The organism is Streptomyces europaeiscabiei (assembly GCF_001550375.1).
Classification (GTDB): domain Bacteria; phylum Actinomycetota; class Actinomycetes; order Streptomycetales; family Streptomycetaceae; genus Streptomyces; species Streptomyces europaeiscabiei.
On sequence record NZ_LRTR01000682.1, the window covers coordinates 1 to 19,232 of the forward strand.

The 19,232-nt window shown below is 68.0% G+C and carries 19 protein-coding genes and 3 pseudogenes; 9 read left to right on the forward strand and 13 right to left on the reverse strand.

The features are described 5' to 3' along the window. A partial coding sequence (locus AWZ10_RS33310) for a pyridoxamine 5'-phosphate oxidase family protein (protein ID WP_060892883.1) occupies window positions 1–280 on the reverse strand: 280 nt, incomplete at its 3' end. Window positions 281–499: 219 nt separating this feature from the next. Between AWZ10_RS33310 and clpB the strand changes: the two are divergent. Together clpB and AWZ10_RS33320 are read left to right on the forward strand one after the other, a co-directional pair. Continuing rightward, window positions 500–3,094, forward strand: a pseudogene (gene clpB / locus AWZ10_RS33315) (ATP-dependent chaperone ClpB); the annotation flags it as partial. A gap of 248 nt (window positions 3,095–3,342) precedes the next feature. Then, window positions 3,343–3,900, forward strand: a complete 558-nt coding sequence (locus AWZ10_RS33320) for a YbjN domain-containing protein (RefSeq protein ID WP_046707006.1) — start codon at window positions 3,343–3,345, stop codon at window positions 3,898–3,900. Between the two features lie 138 nt (window positions 3,901–4,038). Here AWZ10_RS33320 and AWZ10_RS33325 read toward each other — a convergent pair. Continuing rightward, window positions 4,039–4,473 (reverse strand): annotated as a pseudogene (locus tag AWZ10_RS33325) (aminotransferase class I/II-fold pyridoxal phosphate-dependent enzyme); the annotation flags it as partial. Between the two features lie 173 nt (window positions 4,474–4,646). Here AWZ10_RS33325 and AWZ10_RS33330 point away from each other — a divergent pair. Next, on the forward strand, window positions 4,647–5,201 hold the full coding sequence (locus tag AWZ10_RS33330) for a Uma2 family endonuclease (protein ID WP_060892869.1): 555 nt from the start codon (window positions 4,647–4,649) through the stop codon (window positions 5,199–5,201). 322 nt (window positions 5,202–5,523) lie between these two features. Here the strand turns inward: AWZ10_RS33330 and AWZ10_RS33335 are convergent, their stop codons facing one another. The 5 genes from AWZ10_RS33335 to AWZ10_RS33350 all read right to left on the reverse strand — a co-directional run bounded on the left by AWZ10_RS33335 (window position 5,524) and on the right by AWZ10_RS33350 (window position 9,693). Further along, window positions 5,524–6,015 carry a peptidase M16 family protein gene (locus AWZ10_RS33335; RefSeq protein ID WP_159058438.1) on the reverse strand — a complete coding sequence of 164 codons (492 nt, stop codon included), beginning with the start codon at window positions 6,013–6,015 and terminating at the stop codon, window positions 5,524–5,526. Window positions 6,016–6,217: 202 nt separating this feature from the next. Next, entirely contained in the window at window positions 6,218–6,514 is a 297-nt protein-coding gene (locus AWZ10_RS33340; RefSeq protein WP_159058439.1) for a hypothetical protein, read from the reverse strand. 317 nt (window positions 6,515–6,831) lie between these two features. Next, on the reverse strand, window positions 6,832–7,467 hold the full coding sequence (locus AWZ10_RS51780; RefSeq protein WP_159058440.1) for a hypothetical protein: 636 nt from the start codon (window positions 7,465–7,467) through the stop codon (window positions 6,832–6,834). 236 nt (window positions 7,468–7,703) lie between these two features. Next, window positions 7,704–9,485: an ABC transporter ATP-binding protein gene (locus AWZ10_RS33345; RefSeq protein ID WP_244172626.1), complete on the reverse strand. Its 1,782-nt coding sequence runs from the start codon at window positions 9,483–9,485 to the stop codon at window positions 7,704–7,706. Window positions 9,486–9,507: 22 nt separating this feature from the next. Then, window positions 9,508–9,693 (reverse strand): hypothetical protein, encoded by a 186-nt coding sequence (locus AWZ10_RS33350; RefSeq protein WP_060892872.1) that lies wholly within the window; start codon window positions 9,691–9,693, stop codon window positions 9,508–9,510. 265 nt (window positions 9,694–9,958) lie between these two features. On the opposite strand from AWZ10_RS33350, the gene AWZ10_RS33355 reads away from it, so the two are divergent. The 3 genes from AWZ10_RS33355 (at window position 9,959) to AWZ10_RS33365 (ending at window position 11,259) form a co-directional block, all read left to right on the forward strand. Further along, complete coding sequence (locus tag AWZ10_RS33355; protein WP_060892873.1) at window positions 9,959–10,273, forward strand: hypothetical protein; 315 nt, start codon at window positions 9,959–9,961, stop codon at window positions 10,271–10,273. A gap of 183 nt (window positions 10,274–10,456) precedes the next feature. Then, window positions 10,457–10,924, forward strand: coding sequence for a hypothetical protein (locus AWZ10_RS33360; RefSeq protein WP_159058441.1), 468 nt, complete (start codon window positions 10,457–10,459; stop codon window positions 10,922–10,924). Next, window positions 10,921–11,259, forward strand: a complete 339-nt coding sequence (locus tag AWZ10_RS33365) for a winged helix-turn-helix domain-containing protein (RefSeq protein ID WP_079104539.1) — start codon at window positions 10,921–10,923, stop codon at window positions 11,257–11,259. Before AWZ10_RS33360 ends, AWZ10_RS33365 begins: the two co-directional genes overlap by 4 nt. 115 nt (window positions 11,260–11,374) lie before the next feature. On the opposite strand, the gene AWZ10_RS33370 is transcribed toward AWZ10_RS33365, so the two are convergent. The 5 genes from AWZ10_RS33370 to lxmK all read right to left on the reverse strand — a co-directional run bounded on the left by AWZ10_RS33370 (window position 11,375) and on the right by lxmK (window position 14,611). Next, on the reverse strand, window positions 11,375–11,575 hold the full coding sequence (locus AWZ10_RS33370) for an LxmA leader domain family RiPP (RefSeq protein ID WP_060892875.1): 201 nt from the start codon (window positions 11,573–11,575) through the stop codon (window positions 11,375–11,377). Window positions 11,576–11,669: 94 nt separating this feature from the next. Further along, window positions 11,670–11,858, reverse strand: coding sequence for an LxmA leader domain family RiPP (locus AWZ10_RS33375; protein WP_060892876.1), 189 nt, complete (start codon window positions 11,856–11,858; stop codon window positions 11,670–11,672). A 281-nt stretch (window positions 11,859–12,139) separates the two neighbouring features. Then, the gene (locus AWZ10_RS48575) at window positions 12,140–12,466 is read right to left on the reverse strand and encodes a helix-turn-helix domain-containing protein (protein WP_079104540.1); all 327 of its coding nucleotides are present in this window, start codon (window positions 12,464–12,466) and stop codon (window positions 12,140–12,142) included. 16 nt (window positions 12,467–12,482) lie between these two features. Next, window positions 12,483–13,481, reverse strand: coding sequence for a T3SS effector HopA1 family protein (locus AWZ10_RS33385; protein ID WP_060892878.1), 999 nt, complete (start codon window positions 13,479–13,481; stop codon window positions 12,483–12,485). Further along, window positions 13,478–14,611 carry a class V lanthionine synthetase subunit LxmK gene (gene lxmK / locus AWZ10_RS33390; protein WP_060892879.1) on the reverse strand — a complete coding sequence of 378 codons (1,134 nt, stop codon included), beginning with the start codon at window positions 14,609–14,611 and terminating at the stop codon, window positions 13,478–13,480. Before lxmK ends, AWZ10_RS33385 begins: the two co-directional genes overlap by 4 nt. Window positions 14,612–14,804: 193 nt before the next feature. Here lxmK and AWZ10_RS33395 point away from each other — a divergent pair, with 193 nt between their 5' ends. From AWZ10_RS33395 to AWZ10_RS48580, 3 genes are all read left to right on the forward strand, one after another. Continuing rightward, window positions 14,805–16,112, forward strand: coding sequence for a M16 family metallopeptidase (locus tag AWZ10_RS33395; RefSeq protein ID WP_060892880.1), 1,308 nt, complete (start codon window positions 14,805–14,807; stop codon window positions 16,110–16,112). Window positions 16,113–16,115: 3 nt separating this feature from the next. Then, the gene (locus tag AWZ10_RS33400) at window positions 16,116–17,525 is read left to right on the forward strand and encodes a M16 family metallopeptidase (RefSeq protein ID WP_060892881.1); all 1,410 of its coding nucleotides are present in this window, start codon (window positions 16,116–16,118) and stop codon (window positions 17,523–17,525) included. Between the two features lie 630 nt (window positions 17,526–18,155). After that, on the forward strand, window positions 18,156–18,578 hold the full coding sequence (locus tag AWZ10_RS48580; protein ID WP_279616658.1) for a transposase: 423 nt from the start codon (window positions 18,156–18,158) through the stop codon (window positions 18,576–18,578). A gap of 104 nt (window positions 18,579–18,682) precedes the next feature. Here the strand turns inward: AWZ10_RS48580 and AWZ10_RS33405 are convergent. Next, a pseudogene (locus AWZ10_RS33405) lies at window positions 18,683–19,232 on the reverse strand (hypothetical protein); the annotation flags it as partial.

The following is a 19,232-nucleotide window of genomic DNA, read 5'->3' on the forward strand; positions in this document are numbered from 1 at the left end:
GGGCGAGCCCCTCCAGCGTGGCCCAGCGCGCGCCCTCCATCTGGCACACCGCGACCCGCGCGCCCTCGGCCCCCGCGGCGCGCACGTGCCGTGCCTTCGCGCTCCCCGTGCGGGTGATCACCCGAGCGAGCCGGGCCCCCGGCTCGTAGGTGACCCCGACGGGCACCACGTGCGGGCTGCCGTCGGCGCGCAGGGTGGTCAGGGTGCAGAGATGGCGTTCCTGCCAGAAGGCGAGGTACGCGGCGTCGGGGTCACCGGGGTCCACTCGATATGTGCTCACGGTCTGGAATCTAGCGGGGAATCGGGTTACCCGGTCCTCGGGTCTTCCGGGAACCCTCCCCGGCTCCACCTTGAGTGGAATAGACTCAACTTTGTGCACGTTGCCCAAGTCAGTATGGCCGGGACCGGCCGACACCGCCGTCCGCGGCCCGCCGACTGATGACCGGGGTAGCGGGCTGATGACCGACGCAACGGCTGACGCAAGGAGGGAAACGCGAACGTGGATGCCGAGCTGACCAACAGGAGCCGGGACGCGATCAACGCGGCCAGCAACCGGGCCGTGTCCGAGGGACACGCCGACTTCACCCCCGCCCACCTGCTGCTGGCTCTGCTCCAGGGCCAGGACAACGAGAACATCACCGACCTGCTCGTCGCGGTCGAGGCCGACCTGGCGGTCGTGCGGACCGGCGCCGAGAAGATCCTGTCCGGCCTGCCCAGCGTGACCGGCTCCACCGTGTCGCCGCCCCAGCCCAACCGCGAGCTGCTCAGCGTGGTCGCCGAGGCCCAGGCCAAGGCGAAGGAGCTGGGCGACGAGTACGTCTCCACCGAGCACCTCCTGATCGGGATCGCCGAGAAGGGCGGCCAGGCCGGGGACGTACTCTCCCGGCAAGGGGCGAACGCCAGGAAGTTGCAGGAGGCGTTCCAGAAGGCACGGGGAGGACGCCGGGTGACCACAGCCGATCCGGAGGGGCAGTACAAGGCCCTGGAGAAGTTCGGGACCGACTTCACCGCCGCCGCGCGGGAGGGGAAGCTCGATCCCGTCATCGGCCGGGACCAGGAGATCCGGCGCGTGGTGCAGGTGCTCTCCCGCCGGACCAAGAACAACCCCGTCCTCATCGGTGAGCCCGGCGTCGGCAAGACCGCCGTCGTCGAGGGGCTCGCCCAGCGGATCGTGAAGGGCGACGTGCCCGAGTCGCTCAAGAACAAGCGGCTGGTCTCGCTCGACCTCGGCGCCATGGTCGCGGGGGCCAAGTACCGGGGTGAGTTCGAGGAGCGGCTGAAGACGGTCCTCGCCGAGATCAAGGACTCCGACGGCCAGATCATCACCTTCATCGACGAGCTGCACACCGTCGTCGGCGCGGGCGCGGGCGGCGACTCCGCCATGGACGCCGGCAACATGCTGAAGCCGATGCTCGCCCGCGGCGAGCTGCGCATGGTCGGCGCGACGACCCTCGACGAGTACCGCGAGCGCATCGAGAAGGACCCGGCGCTGGAGCGACGCTTCCAGCAGGTGCTGGTCGCCGAGCCGACCGTCGAGGACACCATCGCGATCCTGCGCGGACTCAAGGGCCGGTACGAGGCCCACCACAAGGTCGTGATCGCGGACGCGGCGCTGGTGGCCGCCGCCACCCTCTCCGACCGGTACATCACCTCCCGCTTCCTGCCCGACAAGGCCATCGACCTCGTCGACGAGTCCGCTTCCCGGCTCCGGATGGAGATCGACTCCTCGCCCGTCGAGATCGACGAGCTCCAGCGGTCCGTGGACCGGCTCCGCATGGAGGAGATGGCCCTCGACAAGGAGACCGACGCCGCCTCCCGCGACCGTCTGGAGAAGCTGCGCCGCGACCTCGCCGACAAGGAGGAGGAGCTGCGGGGCCTCACCGCCCGCTGGGAGAAGGAGAAGCAGTCCCTCAACGCCGTCGGTGAACTCAAGGAGAAGCTCGACGAGTTGCGTGGCCAGGCCGAACGCGCCCAGCGCGACGGCGACTTCGACACCGCCTCCAAGCTGCTGTACGGCGAGATCCCCACGCTGGAAAGGGCGTTGGAGGAGGCCTCCGAGGCCGAGGTGGAGGCCGCCGCGTCCAAGAACACCATGGTCAAGGACGAGGTCGGCGCCGACGACATCGCGGACGTCGTCGCCTCCTGGACCGGTATCCCGGCCGGCCGCCTGCTGGAGGGCGAGACCCAGAAGCTGCTCCGCATGGAGGACGAGCTGGGCCGCCGCCTCATCGGCCAGAGCGAGGCCGTACGGGCCGTGAGCGACGCCGTACGCCGGTCCCGCGCCGGTATCGCCGACCCCGACCGCCCCACCGGCTCCTTCGTCTTCCTCGGCCCCACCGGAGTCGGCAAGACCGAGCTGGCCAAGGCCCTCGCCGACTTCCTCTTCGACGACGAGCGGGCCATGATCCGCATCGACATGTCGGAGTACGGCGAGAAGCACAGCGTGGCCCGGCTCGTCGGCGCGCCCCCCGGGTACATCGGCTACGAGGAGGGCGGCCAGCTGACGGAGTCCGTCCGCAGGCGTCCCTACTCGGTCGTGCTGCTGGACGAGGTGGAGAAGGCGCACCCCGAGGTCTTCGACATCCTCCTGCAGGTGCTGGACGACGGCAGGCTCACGGACGGACAGGGCCGTACGGTCGATTTCCGCAACACGATCCTGATCCTCACCTCGAACCTGGGCAGCCAGTACCTGGTCGACCCGGCCACCACCGCGGAGGTGAAGAAGCAGCAGGTCATGGACGTGGTGCGGGCCTCCTTCAAGCCGGAGTTCCTCAACCGCCTCGACGACCTCGTGGTCTTCTCCGCGCTGGACAAGGCGGAACTGGAACGCATCGCCAGGCTCCAGATCGACCGCCTCGCCAAGCGCCTCGCCGAGCGCCGCCTCACCCTGGAGGTGACCCCCGAGGCCCTGACCTGGCTCGCCGACGAGGGCAACGACCCGGCGTACGGCGCCCGCCCGCTCCGCCGCCTCGTCCAGACCGCCATCGGCGACCGCCTGGCCAAGGAGATCCTCTCCGGCGAGGTCAAGGACGGCGACACGGTCCGGGTGGACGCGTTCGGGGAGGGCGAGGGGCTGATCGTGGGCCCGGCGACAGACGCCCCTACGGCACCCGGAACGGCACCCGGAACCCCACCCGGGGCAGCCTCCGGGACGGACGCTCCGACGGCCCCGTCGATGGAGAAGAAGCCGTGATCGGGGGTACCCGAAAGGTTCCCGCCCACGCTCGTAGCTGAATCCCCCGGCGGATCCGGCCAAGGGCGACGAACCGCGAGGGGCGGGGGTTGCCACCCCCCGCCCCGCATGGGGGAGGATGGCGGAATCCGTACGAAGGGAAAATCACGGTGAGCATCGACCCGTCCTCGATTCCGAACTTCGGGGGCCAGCCCGAGCCGCAGCCCCAAGGGCCGGCGGGCCCCGTCGTTCCGGATCAGGACCTTGTGAAGCAGCTCCTGGACCAGATGGAGCTGAAGTACGTCGTCGACGACGAGGGTGACCTCGCGGCGCCGTGGGAGGAATTCCGCACGTACTTCATGTTCCGTGGCGAGGGTGACCAGCAGGTCTTCTCGGTGCGCACGTTCTACGACCGTCCGCACCAGATCGACGAGAAGCCGAGTCTGCTGGAGACGATCGACGACTGGAACCGCCGCACCCTGTGGCCCAAGGTCTACAGCCACACCCACGACGACGGCACGGTCCGCCTCATCGGCGAGGCCCAGCTGCTGATCGGCACCGGCGTCAGCCTGGAGCACTTCGTCTCGTCGACGGTCAGCTGGGTGCGGGCCGCCATCGAGTTCGACAAGTGGATCGTCGAGCAGCTCGGCCTGTCCGAGGACGCCGACGAGGCCGAGAAGCCCAAGGACGGCGACGACGGCGCTGTCGGCGACGACGGCGACGCGTAGTCGGCGGCGAACGCCCCGCAGACGTACGAGAGCCCGGCCAGGGCCCCCGCCACCTCGGCGGGTGCCACGGCCGGGCTCTCGCCTTTCCCATGCGGGGAAAGAAGGCCGGGCCTCACCTCGAACGGGGCCGGAGCGGCGTCAGAACGCCGACTTCAGCCGCTTCGCCGCCTCCTCCAGCACCTCCGTACGCTTGCAGAACGCGAACCGTACGAAGGGCGCTCCGGCCTCGCGGTGGTCGTAGAACACGGCGTTCGGGATGGCGACCACGCCCGCCCGTTCCGGCAGTGCGCGGCAGAAGGCGAAGCCGTCGGTCTCGCCGAGGGGGCGGATGTCGGTGGTGATGAAGTACGTGCCGGCCGTCCGGAACACCTCGAAACCGGCGTCCGAGAGCCCCGTCGCCAGGAGGTCCCGCTTGGCCAGCATGTCCGCGCGGAACGCCTCGAAGTAGCTGTCCGGCAGCGCGAGCGCCTCGGCGACGGCGTACTGCAACGGCCCCGACGCCACATACGTCAGGTACTGCTTCGCCGAGCGCACGGCCGTCACGAGCGCGGGCGCCGCCGTCACCCAGGCGACACCTCGTTGGCCCACCTATTCCTATGTCGTGCGACAGGCCCCGCTGCGGATCTCCGGCACCGGCGGCGAGCGGGCCGCACAACCTGTCCGGACAGGTCTGCCGGCCTTACCGACGGGCCCGGTGACGCGGCACTGTCCGTCGTATCCTGACCACACACGGGAAGGAGCCGTCCATGAGCGTCGACGCGATCGTGCACACCGAGTTCCCCAAGGGGTACACGGTCCTGTTCGGGGCCGACGGAAAGGTGATCATGACCCCGCGGAGCGAAGAGCACTCCAGCACCATCAGGTCGATGCAGATCGACTCCGCTCTCGCCCTCGGCCGTCACGCGAAGGTCACCTCCGACGTCTACATCGACTTCCCCGCCGACGAGAACTCTGCCCCCGACCTCGCGATCCTGCGCGAGGACGCACGCAAGGAAGGCAAGCGCTACAGCTTCGAGGACGTCCTGCTGATCTCCGAGGTCGTCTCGACCTCTTCCGCACGCAAGGACTACGACGACTGCACCGCGAAGTACGGCCGCTACGGAATCCCGATCTACCTGGTCGTGGACCCCTACGCCCTGGAAGTCGTCCTTCACACCCAGCCGACCGCCACCGGTTACATCGCCGCACACACCCACAAGTACGGTACGGGCAAGCTCCCCATCCCCCTGGCCGACGGTCGCACCTTCACCCTCGACCTCGACGAACTCCCGCGCTCGGAGCCCGAGGCGGACGCCCGCTGACGAGGGACTCCCTGCTGGCCAGGCCCGTGTCGTCGGCACCGTTGTCGTCGGACGTGGTCGTTCCTGGTCGGGGCAGCCGGCTGGGATGGCCTGGCCTTTCGTCGATCGGGATCGGCCAGGGGGGAGCGCCGTTCTGTGCAGTGAGTCCGTGCGACGAAGTCCGGTTCTCCGCAAGAACGTTCGAAGCCGCGTTTGCTGCGGGTGACAACAACCACGTACTGCTCTGAGGTAGCGGGCCGCTCGTCCTCGGCCGAGTTGCCGGCCCCAACGGGGCGGTGCAGGGCCGCACGGCACGTCCCTCGTGTCGCGTGGTACCTCAGCGTCACCGGCGAGCGAACGCCCCCGCCCGTGCTCCGGGGAGCGCTTCAGGCTGCGTGAACTCGTCCGGGGCGTCGGCGCCGAGCAGGACCGTGTCCATGGCGGCGGTGGCGAACAGCTCACGGCCCGCCCGGGCCACGGCCTCGCCGGGCACCTCGTGCAGACGTCGCGGAAGGCGCGGTAACCACAGCGGGTCGCGCCCCGCGGCCGTCAGCTGGAGCAGCAGATCGGCCTGGGTGGCCGGGGAGTCGAACGCACCCAGCGCCTGGACCGCGCAGAACTCCCGGGCGTTCGCTACTTCCGTGTCCCTGAACGGCTCCGCACCCGCCCGGCGCAGTTCCGCACGCACCCCGGCGAGAGTCTCCCCGGCCAGGTAGGGCGCCACCCGCGCCCGGACGAAAACCCGGGCGGTGTCCAGCAGGACGTCCCGCCCCGCGTACACCTCGAAGTCCGCGCCCTCGCGGCTTGAACCCGGCCGCGTTATTCTCCTCCACAAGCCCTCACAGTGTCCGAAGAGTTGACGGGGCGGCCTACTGCCAGCCGTTGACCGGCCGGGTGTGTGGACGACCTGCCCCGGATTCCGGAGACCTCGGCTACAAGATGGTCGACGAAACCGGGGCGTCGGCCGCCAGCTCGCGTACGGTGCCGCCGCCGTTCGTCGCTTTCGGCGCTGTCATTCGCGACGGCAGCAGACGACATCACTTCTTGACGTAGAGGTCCACGAAGGGCGAGAAGGGCAACACCCGTACGCAGATGTATGCGCGCCACTTGCCCTCCGCGATGCCGTTTCTACCCACCTTTTCGCAGGCAACGTCCTTGCCGTGGAATGAATTTTCGCGGATGAAGCCTTCAGGGGGCGTCCAGGCGCTGGTCACTGGCTGCTGCTCTGGGCCAGTGGTGCTGCCGCCCGACGCGGCGTATGCCTCCGGGGCGCCCAGGGCGAGCATGGCGGCGAGCACCGTGCCGGGCACTGCTTTCTGTATCGCACGAGTCATGGCAGATTCCTTCTCTTCAGTCGCGACCGTGACAACCACGGACGTACGGTCCCGCCCGAGAATCGAGCGGTAGGGGGGCCGCCGAAGTAGTAGCGCCCCATGACCGGTGTCGCCTCTGCACCATCTCGGTTGCGGAGGCGGGTCACTCGCAGCCTGCGTACGACGGCCGGCAGCCGAGCATTGTGTGGCCGACGATGAACGCACGCTCGGTTTGTGCCCTATCGCCTACAGGCGCGTGACCCTCGTCAGACGCCTTGCGTTGACCAGGAACCCCGTTCGACTTGCAGGTCCCAAGGTCGGTTGAGATGCGGCTTCAGTCATTTCTTCACGTACAGCACCTGGTGGAGGAGAGGAAGGTCCGCGCCTCGGTATTCCTGGCGGCACAGGTAGGCGGTCCAGCGTCCTTCCGAAATGCCCTTTTCTCCCTGAGACTTGCAGTAGTCCGGTGTGGCCACCCATGCGGCTTCGTAGACGTGTCCCTGTGGCGCGTTCGAGCCTTCGGGAAGCTGCTGGGCGGGGCCGCAGTCTGTGAAGGGGGCGGCACTGTCGCGACAGACCTTGATGAGAGGTCTGCCGGCGTATTCGCGATAGACCGGCACCGTTTCGGAGCCACAGACTGTCGCTACCTTTGTGATGGGCCCGGGCCAGACACCGACCATGGACTGGATTGCCAGCGAGTAGCATCCTGGGCCGGAGTTTCGAAGCTCTCCGGTGATCGCGCTCTTACCTTCAGCTGACCGAATCAGTAAGGCAGAGGACTTTGCGGTTCCGTGCGCTACTGACCACTCGGACATGGCTCTCTCGGCAACTTGATCGCCTTCTGCGGCTGCGACGGCTGCCGTGGTCGGTCGTGCGAAGGCGTCATCCTGTGCGGCCGTAGCCGTGGCTGAGGTAGATCCGGTAATCAGAGCGCTGACGGTAGCCGCCGCGGCGATCCAGGTTCGCTTGCTCATCAGTCAGGTTCTCCCTTTCATTTTCACAGACAGCAGGTGCTGGTCGATCGCTTGTCCCGCCGGATGGGGCAGCCCATGAAGCCGTTGACGGGCCAGGAGGTCGCTTCTCGACAGTCCTCGGTGCCTCCAGTTCCGCGGACCGGTGGCGGCGGCCTGGGCCAGGCGGCGGGCCCGGGCCCCGGCCGGCGCCACCGCAAGCCCAACCCCAAGAGCCAGAGCGACCTAGTGGAGTCCTACTAGGAGAGGGCTTGGCTCAAGAGCTGCTCGTCGGATGCCGTCCACTGCTGGCTGCGCACCAAGTCCTCGTACTGTGCACAGCGGGACAGGAGTTCGCCGTGGGTTCCCGAGTCCAGGACACTGCCAGCTTCCATGACCAGGACATGATCCGCGTGCTGCACCGTGGACAGACGGTGCGCCACGACGATGACGCAGCGGGTCTTCGCGAGTTCGTCGACCGTGTCACGCAGACGGTGTTCGTTGATGCTGTCCAGCTGCGATGTCGGTTCGTCCAGCAGGATGATGTCCGCGTCCGTGAGCAGCGCACGGGCCAGGGCGAGACGTTGGCGCTGGCCGCCGGAGAGGTCCGTGGCGCGCCCGAGTGCGGTTTCGAGCCCTTCGGGAAGTTGCAGCACCACCTCGCGCAAGGACACTGCCTCCAGGGCCTCCAGCAGGGCCGCGTCGTCGGGCACGTCGTCGCGGCCGAGCAGCAGATTGTCGCGCACGGTTCCTTCGAGCAGGGTGAAGGACTGGTCCACGTACGCCACACGCTTGCGGAGCTGGTCGAGCGGCCAGGCGTGCACGTCGTGGCCGAGGACGCGGATGGAGCCGGACTCTGGGTGCAGGAAACGCTCAATGAGGGTGAGGACCGTGGACTTGCCGGCGCCTGAGCGGCCCACGAGCGCGGTGAGCCCGCGTCGCGGGGCCGTGAAGGAGACCCCGGTCAGAACCGGCTCGTCGTCGTAGGCGAAGGACACCTCGCCGAACTCGACGGCGGGCGCTTCCTTGTCCGGCACCAGGCCGCTGGTGGTGCCGCCGTCCGTCTCCTGCGGGATCGCCAGCAGTTCGTCGAACCGGGCACGGGCGGCCAGGCCCGCCTGGAGCTGACCGATGCCGGAAGCGACGAAGGCGACGGGGGCGACGAGCTGGAGCAGGTAGAGCAGGAACGCCGTGAAGTCCGGCATGGACAGATCACCGGCCGCCATCCGCGCACCACCGCCGAGGATGATGCTGACGAGAGCGATCTGCTGCCCGAGCCCCATGACGGGGCCGATCAGTGACTGCAACCGCGCGCTGACGAGTGTCGACTCGGTCAGCTCGGCCGCGTCCTCACCGAGTGATCCGGCGGCGCGGCTCTCGGCGCGGTAGGCCTTGATGGTGGGCAGCGCGGCGAGCGTGGCGGTGAAACGCTGGGCCAGCTCACCGAGCGCTGTCTGCTGGGCGATGATGCTGCGCCGCACACGCACGATGACGAAGCCGATCGCCGCTCCGGCGAGGGCGAAGGAAGCGATGGTGATCAGTACGAGCACCCAGTCCAGGACGCTCATCACCACCAGGGTGAACATCACGGTGATCACGGCCAACGGGAGCTGAATGGCGCCGACGTCGACGATCGAGCGCAGCATCATCGCGTCCGAGGTGATGCGCGCGACGAGGTTGCCCTCTCCCTGGGCGCGGACCTCGCGCAGGGGAAGCCGCAGTGCATGGTCCATGACCCGCGCTCGAAGCCTGAGGATCATCTTCTCGCCTATGCGTGCGAGGAGGAACCCGGAGGTCGTTGCTGCCAGCGCACCGCCGATGGCGACCAGCGCCATCAGGGTCACGGGCCACACGAGTCCGCGGCTTCCCGAAAGCGCCTCCACGAGATCTCTGACCATCAGTGGTACGGCCACGGTCGCGGCCGTCGAGAGCAGTGCGAGCAGCGCCGCGGCCCCGAGTTGGAGCCGGTGACCGCTCACGAGGTCCGCACCCAGGCGCAGCCCCTGGCCCTCCGGCGTGGCAACGGTTTGGTCGACCATCATGTTTGCGCTCCCCCTTGTCTGCCTACGGCTCGCCGGCGTACGTCCCTGCTCTCCTGCGGGAGAGACTGCGAATGGCCAGATTCATCGGAATCCTCGTTCGGATTGCCGTCGTGGCAACGGTGAAGACCGTGGCAAAGGCCAATTCGAGCAAACTCAGTTGAGCCGACTCGCCGGACACTTTGCGGCTGAGGTCGTCATCGAGGTTCATCTATTCCTCCGCGTGACTGCCACTCGCGCTTGTCGAAAGAATTCCAGCACAGTGTGGCCCGGAAAAATAACCGGCATCATTTTCCCTGACGTACGACCACCAGGAATCTGCCGCCCTGTGCGCAAAATGGCTCGAGTGGCCACGGGGCAAAGTTGGTGTGCGGCTCACACTCACGGCCGCCGCCGCACCGGCCGCATGTAGCGTGGCGGAAACCACGATTGGAGATACCCGGCCATGGCCTGTCTGCCGGGTAGGAGGGACGGACATGTTCGGAAACAAGGAAACTCATCTGGTCGCGCTCAGCGACCTCGACGACGCGCGGGAGGCCGTGCGGCAGGCGCTGGCCGACGCCTCGGCAACCGACACGCCGGGGCTGCGGGCCGCGCTGAGCATTCTTGACGGGTTCACCGGCTCCGACCCGCGGGTGCGCTGGGTCGTGAAGGTCCTCGCGGAGCAGGGCATCGACCCGCGCACGAACGAGGTCGCGGCCATCAAGGCGTTGCGCGACGCGCTGCCGGGGTTGAGTCTCGTCGCCGCCACGACGCTCGCACGCGAAGCCAAGCTGTCGCAGACCGTCTGACCTGCGCGCTTGTGGACGCCCAGCCGGGGTTTCCCTGGCTGGGCGTTTTGCGTGGGCGGCTCTCCGGGTGACTCGTGGGGTGGCCCTCGCGCTCCTCGATGGAAAGTACTTGCCTGTGTGGAAAGTACAAGCCATGATGGAAGGGCGACAGTTCACCTCCGTCATCTGAAGGGCTTGCGTGTCATGAACAGCACTGGAGCAACGCGACCTGACCCCGAGGCGGCCGCAGCCGCCCTACGGAGCTCGAAGGCCGCGCAGGCCGCAGCCCAGCGCCCCCGGGCGCTGCCGGGCTGGTTCCCCGTGATGCAGGGCCTGCTGTGCGCGGGGGGATTCGCCGCTCTCGGCCTGTCCATGGCCGACTCCGAGTGGGAAGGGCTCCTCATCGCCATCTCCCTCGTCTGTCTCGCCGGCCTGTTGGGCGCCGGTTGGCTGGGTATGCACCACGGCGGGGTGGCCCCCTGGTTCGCACCTCGCGACACGAGGTCATCCCGGTTTTCCCGGGGTCTGCCAGCCGTACCGATCGCGGTCGGTCTGCTCGCGCTCATCCCCTACGGCATGACGGGCGGCCTCGTCGGTTTCGGCATCACCGCAGGGGTGGTCACCTGGGCACAAGGCTTCAGGCGCCAGGCCCAGGCACGGGAGACCTCATGACCGGCCCGATGATCCCCCCTGCTCTGGACAAGGAGATCCACCACCCCACACGGCTGGCCGTGGCGGCCTTCCTCTCCGGCTGCGCGGAGGCCGAGTTCGGCGTCGTGCGGGACTACTGCGGAGTGTCGGACTCCGTGATGAGCAAGACGGTCACGGCTTTGGAGAAGGCGGGCTACGTGAGCGTCCGCAAGGGGTACCTCGGCAAGCGCCCGCGCACCTGGATCTCGCTCACCCTCACGGGCCGCCAGCGGCTTGCCTCGCATCTGGCCGCCCTGGAGGAGATCGCCGGAACCGCCCGCAGAGCGGGGGCCGAGGGTACGGCACCCGACACGTGATGCCGGGCCGAACGCTCCGCCGCCCCGACCGTCCATGGCCCCCGAACGCGGGAAAGCACCGCTGGGCGCCTGCGGGGGTACAGGCGCCCAGCGGTGCTTGTCTGTCACTGCCGGTTCAGCAGCCCCAGTTCACCGTGGCCGTGACACCGGCACCCGAGATGGCGCTGACGGCGCCACCGCAGCCGGCGCTGGAGCCCCCGATGAAACTGAGGACGGTGGGGGTGATGGCCGGGTTCTCGGCCGTGGCACCGGCGCCGAACTCCTCGGCGTTGGTGTAGGCGGTGTAACCGGCGATGAGCTGCTCAGCGGTGTTCATGATGCTCCTCGATGGGTCCTACTGGTCTTGACAGGTGGTGCGGAAGGGGTGCGCGGTGCGGGCGCACCCCGCTCAGAGCGCCTGGAAGCGCAGGTCAGCAGCCCCACGCCTTCGTCGTGGCGATGCTGCCGGAGACGGCGCTGAGGGAGAAGTACACGCACTCGCCGGAGGAGACGGTCGTGACGGTGATCGATGCCGGCGCGTCGGACTCGGCGCTGGCGCCGAACTCCTCGGCGTTGGTGTAGGCGGTGTAACCGGCGATGAGCTGCTCAGTGGTGTTCATGATGTCTCCTTCGGATGCGCTTTCAGAGCGGGGAAGTGTTCCCCTTTCTGCAGTGACTCCATTCGACCACAGGGCTCGCGCCGATTCCATGACGAAATTAATCGACGCTTGCCTCGGATAAGGCTCTGACCTGCCCTTTCTTGCGTCGTTCGCCAGCAACTGGCTCACCGAAACGACCGCCAATGCTGGAGAAGCCCCGTATTGCGAGCTGTATTTCCCCGTAAACGAGAACAGCCCTCACTGTAAAAGTGAGGGCTGTTCGATCTGATCGGCGCGGTACTTCAGGGGTGTCGACGCCGGACGTTGTCCAAATCCCGCCAGACGTCCAATTCGAGGAAGACTTCTCCGAGAGCCTCTTTCAGCGAATCCACTTCTCTCTGGAGGAGACTCTCACGCGTCGGAGGTCGGCGTGGGCCGACTCCCTTGAGCGCCTCCAGTCCGCCGTCGAGGAACACCTGCCGCCACGCCTCGACGGACCGGGGGGAGACCTGAGCGCGTCGGGCGGCTTCCGCCACGGATTCCCTGCCCGCGATCACACCGACGACGATGTCCGCGATCTCTTCCGATGAGAGGGGCACGCTGGGCCCCTCGTGGGTTTCCTGGTCCATGTCCCTGACCTCGTACTCATACCAGCCCGATCCCCGGCACGACAGGTGAACCGAGGTTCCAGGCCGGCATCAGCGGGTCCACCCCGGCGTTGAGGAACGCCTCGGCGACGGCCGACTCCCGCGAGCCGTTGCCGTCGACACGCACGGCGAGCCCGACCAGTGCCTCGGCGACCGCCTGGCAGCGGTGCTCACCGAAACTCAACCCGCGCTTGCCCGGCCGCGGATCGTCCGGCTCCCACGCCGCACCGACCCCGTCGGCCAGCCGGCGCACGAAGGGCGAGGTGGCGGTGCCGAGTCCCGGCATGCCCCTGACGGCAGCGGCGACTTGGCCCACGGCATGCCATGCATCGGGGCCGAGGTAGATCACGAGTCCGTCGCGGCGTGGGAAGAGCCTCGCGCCGGACGTGACCTTGGCTCGGTAACGGAGCCCCAGATCCTCCAGCCGTGTCAGCACCGTGCCCCAGACGTCCGGAGCCGTCTCAGCGTCGGTGAGGTGAAGATAGAGCCGCAGAACCTGAGGGCCACGCGAGCGCCCTCGGGAACCGTCGGCGAGGAAGAAGCCCGGCGACAGCGCGGGCCGGGCCGCCGGCAGCCGCAGTACCACCCGGCCCTCGGCCCCGCCGGACGGTGACTGCACAACGCTGGCCGTGGGGATTCGCACACGGATGCCGTCCACGTCGGCGATCACGGTGTCCGGTACGACGCCGTCGCCGGGCCGGACCTCGGCGTCGACGAGTTCGGCCTCGACCAGCGCGCCGAGGTGGGGCATCGCGGCGGCGAAGCGCTCCTCGAACTCCGGGTCGCGCAGGCTGCGTTTGCGGGCCTTGCCCTGTTCCGGCATCCCGGCGTGCCACCTCTGGTAAAGCGTGCTGCTCAGCTTTCTGACGAGATCACCCGGGCTCTCGGCGTCCAGCTTCTCGTCGCCGACGACGGCGGTCAGGCCGTCTCCCGAGACCTCGATCTGTTCCAGAGCTTCGGAGATTTCTGGGGCGATGAGCCCAGCGATGGTGGTCACGAGGTGCCTTCCAGGCCCAGTACGGATGTGAAGTCGTGCGGCGCCATCAAGACGGTGCGCCCTATGCCGGCTGCGGCGCGGTCACCGGCCGTCAGCCGGGCGACGTAACGGGCTCCGGCCAGCATGCGGTCGAGCATGTGCCAACCGGCGAAGGCCGCGACGCGGGTGGTGAAGTCCTCGTCGGCCTCCGGACGGGTCTCCCGGTACCCGCTCCAGAATTCCTGGATGCGCGGGCGGAGCCGGTCGATCTCCAGAGCGCCGTGCTTGAGGATGTCCTCGTGGGAGGCGTCCTGCCCGAACACATGGCCCGGCTCGCGGCTGATGGACTGCGGTATCCCCTGGATGACCCGGTACAGCCACTCACCGACGAACCCACCTACGTCACGGGCGGCGTCGCCGGAGCGGAATTCCTCCCAGTCCGTCAAGTACAGCTCTCCGTCGCAGGCGAGGTACTGGTCCAGCCGCAGATCGCAGTGCGCCGCCACCTTCGGTGCGGCCAGCTCCCGCTGGCGCAACCGCCGCAGGGCATCGATCAGTTCAACGTCGCGCTGGAGCAGTGCCCACGACTCGATCTCGGCGAAGCAGGATGAGGCGAAGACCGGCAGGGTGAGCGCCTCGAAGTCCTCGATCGCGGGGAGCGGATGCGGGGATTCGTCGAGGGTGCCCGGCTCGACCGGCAGTGCGTGCAGGGTCCCCAGGATCCGGCCGGCGCGGCGGCAGAGGGCGTCGTCGAAGCTCTCGTCCGCGGAGAGCTCCGACCCCGAACGAGCCTCCGCCAAGTGCTCGAAAGCGACGAGTCGATGTTCCTCGTCGGCACCCAGGAAGGCCGGCGCCCGCAGTTCGGTGCCGCTGAAGCGTGCGGCGATCTCCTCGAATACCGTGATCCGGCGGAACCGTCGCAGCACGTCGTTCGGTTCGCCGCCGACCCGTTTGACGAAGACCTTCGCGCCGCTGGTCGTCGTACCGGCCCAGTTGTCGTTCCGCCCGACATGGGCGACGACGGTTTCCGCGACGAAACCGCCGAAGCCCAGCCGTTCCAGGAAGACACCTACTTCGGGGACCTTGTCCAGTTGGACCGGGTCGAAGCGGGCACGAGTCAGCGAAGGCTTCGATGCTTGGTCAGTAGTCACGGGCCGGAGCGTATGGAAGGCCCCGGAATCCGGGCAACAAGTGGCTCACCATCGTGATTTGTTGCGTGGTGCCGACCGTAACACTTCGCGATCCCACAGCACTGTCGCACAGGCCGTCCGAGCCTCCGAGGTACAAGAAACCGGGTTTCTGCGCTGTTCTCACCGGACCTGATGCAGGCCTAGGGTGACCCGCATGCCCACTCCGATACCGCGGCGCCTCACCCTGCCCAACGGCCTGCGTGCGGTGCTCTGTCCGATGCCGGGAGTTCCCGCCGTAGGAGTCAGCGTCCACTACGACGTCGGATTCCGCTCCGAGCCCGAAGGCCGTACCGGATTCGCCCATCTCTTCGAGCACTTGATGTTCCAGGGCAGCGAGAGCGTCGACCGGATGGAGCACTTCAGGCAGGTTCAGGCAGCCGGCGGGGCGGCCAACGGATCGACTCATCAGGACTACACCGATTACTACCAGATCGTTCCATCGGCGGCGTTGGAGCGCGTACTGTTCCTCGAGGCCGACCGCATGCGCGCACCGAAACTGACACCGGAGAACCTGCGCACCCAACTGCATGTGGTGAAGGAAGAAATTCGCCTCAACGTACTGAACAAGCCCTACGGCGGATTCCCCTGGACCGTGCTGCCCGGCCTGCTCTACGCCACATATCCCAATGCGCACAATGGATACGGTGAGTTCAGGGATCTCGAGAGGGCCACGGTGGACGAGTGCGCCCGGTTCTTCGACACGTACTACGCGCCGGGGAACGCCGTGCTCACGATCACGGGCGGCTTCGACCCCGAACGAGCCGCCGATCTGGTGCACCGTCACTTCCACGACATCGCCGCGCGTCACACGGGCACCGCTGTCGACCTCTCGGAACCACCGCCGGCCGGCGAACTGAGGGGGGAGCATCCGGACCCGCACGCGCCGCTCCCGGCCACCGCCGTCGGATACCGGATGCCCGACGCGCGTACGGAACTGGACGCCTACCTGGCGCACATGATCCTCTCTTCGATCCTCACCGGCGGCGACGCCTCCCGCCTCAAGCAACGGCTGATCCACCGGACCCCGGTGGTGACCGACGTCAGCACCGGCTGCGGCCTGTTCGGCGCCCTGGAGGCACGTGATCCGGACACCTTCCTGTGTGTGGCGACGCATACGGCGCAGACCACGACCGACCGGTTCCTGGACGTACTGGACGAGGAGCTGGCGGACCTGGCTGCCCGGGGTCCTCGAGATGTGGAGCTGGCCCGTGCCACGGCTCTGAGTGCCGCCGGTACCCACCGGGCGTACGACTCGCTGCCTGCCAGGACGCGGGCGATGGGCACCCAGGAACTGTTGTTCGGGCGGGCCGAACTCGTCGGCGACATAGCGGACCGCCTCGCCGCCGTGACCGCCGAGGACGTCGCGCTGGCCGCCAAGGGTCTGCGCCCCGACCAGCGGGCCGTCCTGAGCCTGCGTCCCGCATCGGCCACGGCCCCCCGTCCCGTTCTGACCGGAAGCTGAGCCTTGATCACCGAACCCTTCTCCCGGGCCGTTCCCGGGTCGTCATACCGCAGCGCCGAGGAGATCGGCCGTACCGCCGCCGGGCCTCGTTCCCTGCCGCCGCTCGACGGCCACACCCTGCACACGATGCCGACGCCCGTCGACACCGTCCTGGCCAACGGGTTGCGTGTGATCGCCGTCAGGCGCCCCTCTACCCCGATGGTCGAACTGAGGATGGCGCTGCCGTTCGCGGGGGACACGTACGCCCATGCGGCCACTGCCGAGGTACTGGCCACGACGCTGTTCCGCGGTGCCCCCGGCAGCGGGCACCGGCAGCGGCACACCGAACTCGCGTGTCAGGGCATCAGCCTGGACGCGAGCCGGTCCGCACGGTGGCTGAACATCTCGGGCTCCGCTCCCGGACACTCCCTCGGCACCCTCCTCGACGCTCTCACCGGCGCGCTGACCTCGTCGTCGCGCGACGAGGAGGACGTCACTCGGGTGCGCGCGCGTATGTCACGACAGATCGCGGTTCTCCGTTCGCAGCCCCATCTGATCGCCCAGGAGGCCCTGTTCGCGCACTGCTACGGAGAGGTGCCGGGACTGCAGGAAGTGCCCCTGGCGGCCGAGACGGAACAGGTCACGGCCGCACGGGTACAGGCCCTGCACCACGCCATGGTCCGCCCACGCGGTGCCGTCATGGTGCTGATCGGTGACCTGGATCCCGAGCGAGCGGTGGCCGACGTGGCGTCGACCACCGCCGCATGGGAGGACACGGGAACCCCGGCCCCGGAGCTGGAACTGCCCGCGCTGCGCGACGGCATCGCTCTGGTGGCGCGGCCCGGTGCCGTGCAGTCCCAGATCAAACTGATCCGGCACACGGTGTCCCGCGCCGATGACCGTTTCGCCGCGGTGAGTATCGCCGCCCTGGCTTTCGGCGGCTACTTCTCCTCGCGGCTGGTCATGAACATCCGTGAGACCAAGGGACTCGCCTACCGCACGGACGCCGGGTTTCAGGACCACCTGGGCCAGTTGGCGCTCACCGTGGACGCCGACACGGCCACGGACTCCACCGTTCAGGCTTTCGGCGAGATCCTCGCCGAACTGTCGCGGCTGGTGGACGCTCCGCCTTCCGTCGCTGAGATCGATTCGGCCCGCGAGTACACCATCGGCATGGCCATGCTTGCCCTCACCTCGCAGGCCGGATTCGCCGGTAGCGTGCTGACCGCGGTGATCCTGGGCCACGAGCCGGAACGAGTGACCCGGTTTCCGGAGCTGCTGAAAGACGTCACGACGGACGAGGTCACCGACGCGGCAGGCGCCTTTTTCCGTCCTGAGACGTTCAGCGGAGTGGTCGTCGGGGACGCGGAACGGCTCGAGGCGGGCCTGCGCGAACTGGGCGGCGATCGACTCATCACTCGGCAGGGCGCCTGAGGTCCACCGGGACGCGTGAAAGGGCCGGCATCGAGGGAGTCACGACTCCGCACACGATGCCGGCCCTTTCACGTGCCCCGCCCATGGGCGAATGATTCGATCCGTCGAACATGACGAAAAGCTGACCGGGTGCCGGCTTGTCGAGCCTCGCCACGCGACACAACAACATACCCCTGATGTCGCCTTTGGTGGGAATGTGAAACCTCACGAGTAGCTCAACATGATTGCCTGCCCATTACCTTCGGCCTAAGATTACATGCAGTGGCGGAGAGGTGACGTCGAGACCGTACAGCTCTTCATTCGGAACACTCGGCCACAACTGGCCCCCCTTGCTCGCTACTGACCTAAGCGGGGAAGTGAGAGGCCTTTCGTGAAATCCATGGGGGTAAAATGAAGATCACCGAAAACCTTGGGTTGCGGCGTGCCGGTGCCGCAGCAGGGAATCTCCGCGGCAGGCGCAAGGCTGCTTCGTAAGCAGCTTTTCGGACGCCGTTTGCGGAAACCATTTCCTCGCCAGGTCGGCTCATGCCCCTGGATCCCTCAGTGTTCCCGGCCTGGCGGCGTACCGAACTCAATGCGTTTTCAGCAACTTTCGCACAAGAAAGAGAACTGATGCCACGCCCTCCAGTGATGCCTGCTTCCGACAAACTCAAGGTAGTTATGGGCGTCCTTTCCGGCCAGTACACGCTCGCCGAGGCCGCCCGGCGAGCGAATGTCTCCGAGCAATCCGTCGGCAATTGGAAAAGGCAATTCCTCGACGGGGGTCGCACGGCTCTCGAAGGCGGCGCGTCTCGTAACGCACAGCGCGAGCGCGAGCTTCTCGCCGAAATCTCGGAACTGAAGACGGCACTCGGCGAAGCGTACGTACAGCTCAGAGTTCGCAGGAATTCGGGCGAGTACCGCTCGGTCCCTTCCCAGACCTCGAGGCGATCCGAAAAGACGCCGGGCTCAACGTCTCGAGGTTCTGCAGCACCTTGGGCATCCCGCGGCGCACTTACACGCGCTGGCGTTCCCAGCACGTACACAGCACCGGGGGCGAACGGCAGGCGGTGAGTGCCCCGGCACAGAGAGCGGCCGGCTGAACCCAGCTTGGGCATGGCCTTGCCCCGGCGGCCGAGTGCCGCCGGGGCAAGGCCATTTCAGCCGACGAAACACCGTCAGGGCGCGCTGATCGCGCAGGCGCCTTCGTCGTCGATCAGCTCTGCGATCTTCGCCGTGTACTCGAACAGTTCGTCATGCCAGCCCATGTACGCGGCGAAGTCGTGCGCGTGGGTGAAGACACGGAGCACGGCCGCACGGCCCGCCGCCACCGGATCGCTCAGCGTGCCGTAGCCCTGGAGCAGCGCGGCGCGAGCCGCCTCGTACGCCTCGGGATCCATGGGTGGCACCTGAGCAGGCAACGGACGGCGGAGGGTCATCCGCCACTCCACGAACTCACCGAGCAGCCAGCCCAGATCGTGGTCGGCGGGACCGCGGGCGAGGTCTTCGCCGATCATCAGCCAGCCGTGCGGGAACTGCGGGCCCACGACGATCGATCCCAGGCTCGGCGCTCCGTGCAGGAAAACGTCCCGCGCATGGCCGACCGCCAGCTCCTCGCACCAGGCGAGCACTCGACTCCAGCGCTCGGAGCCGAGTTGGCGGAGGGTCACCGAGTGCAGTGCTCCGGCCGCCCCCGGTCCCGCGGGCGGCCGGTCGGACCGCAGCCAG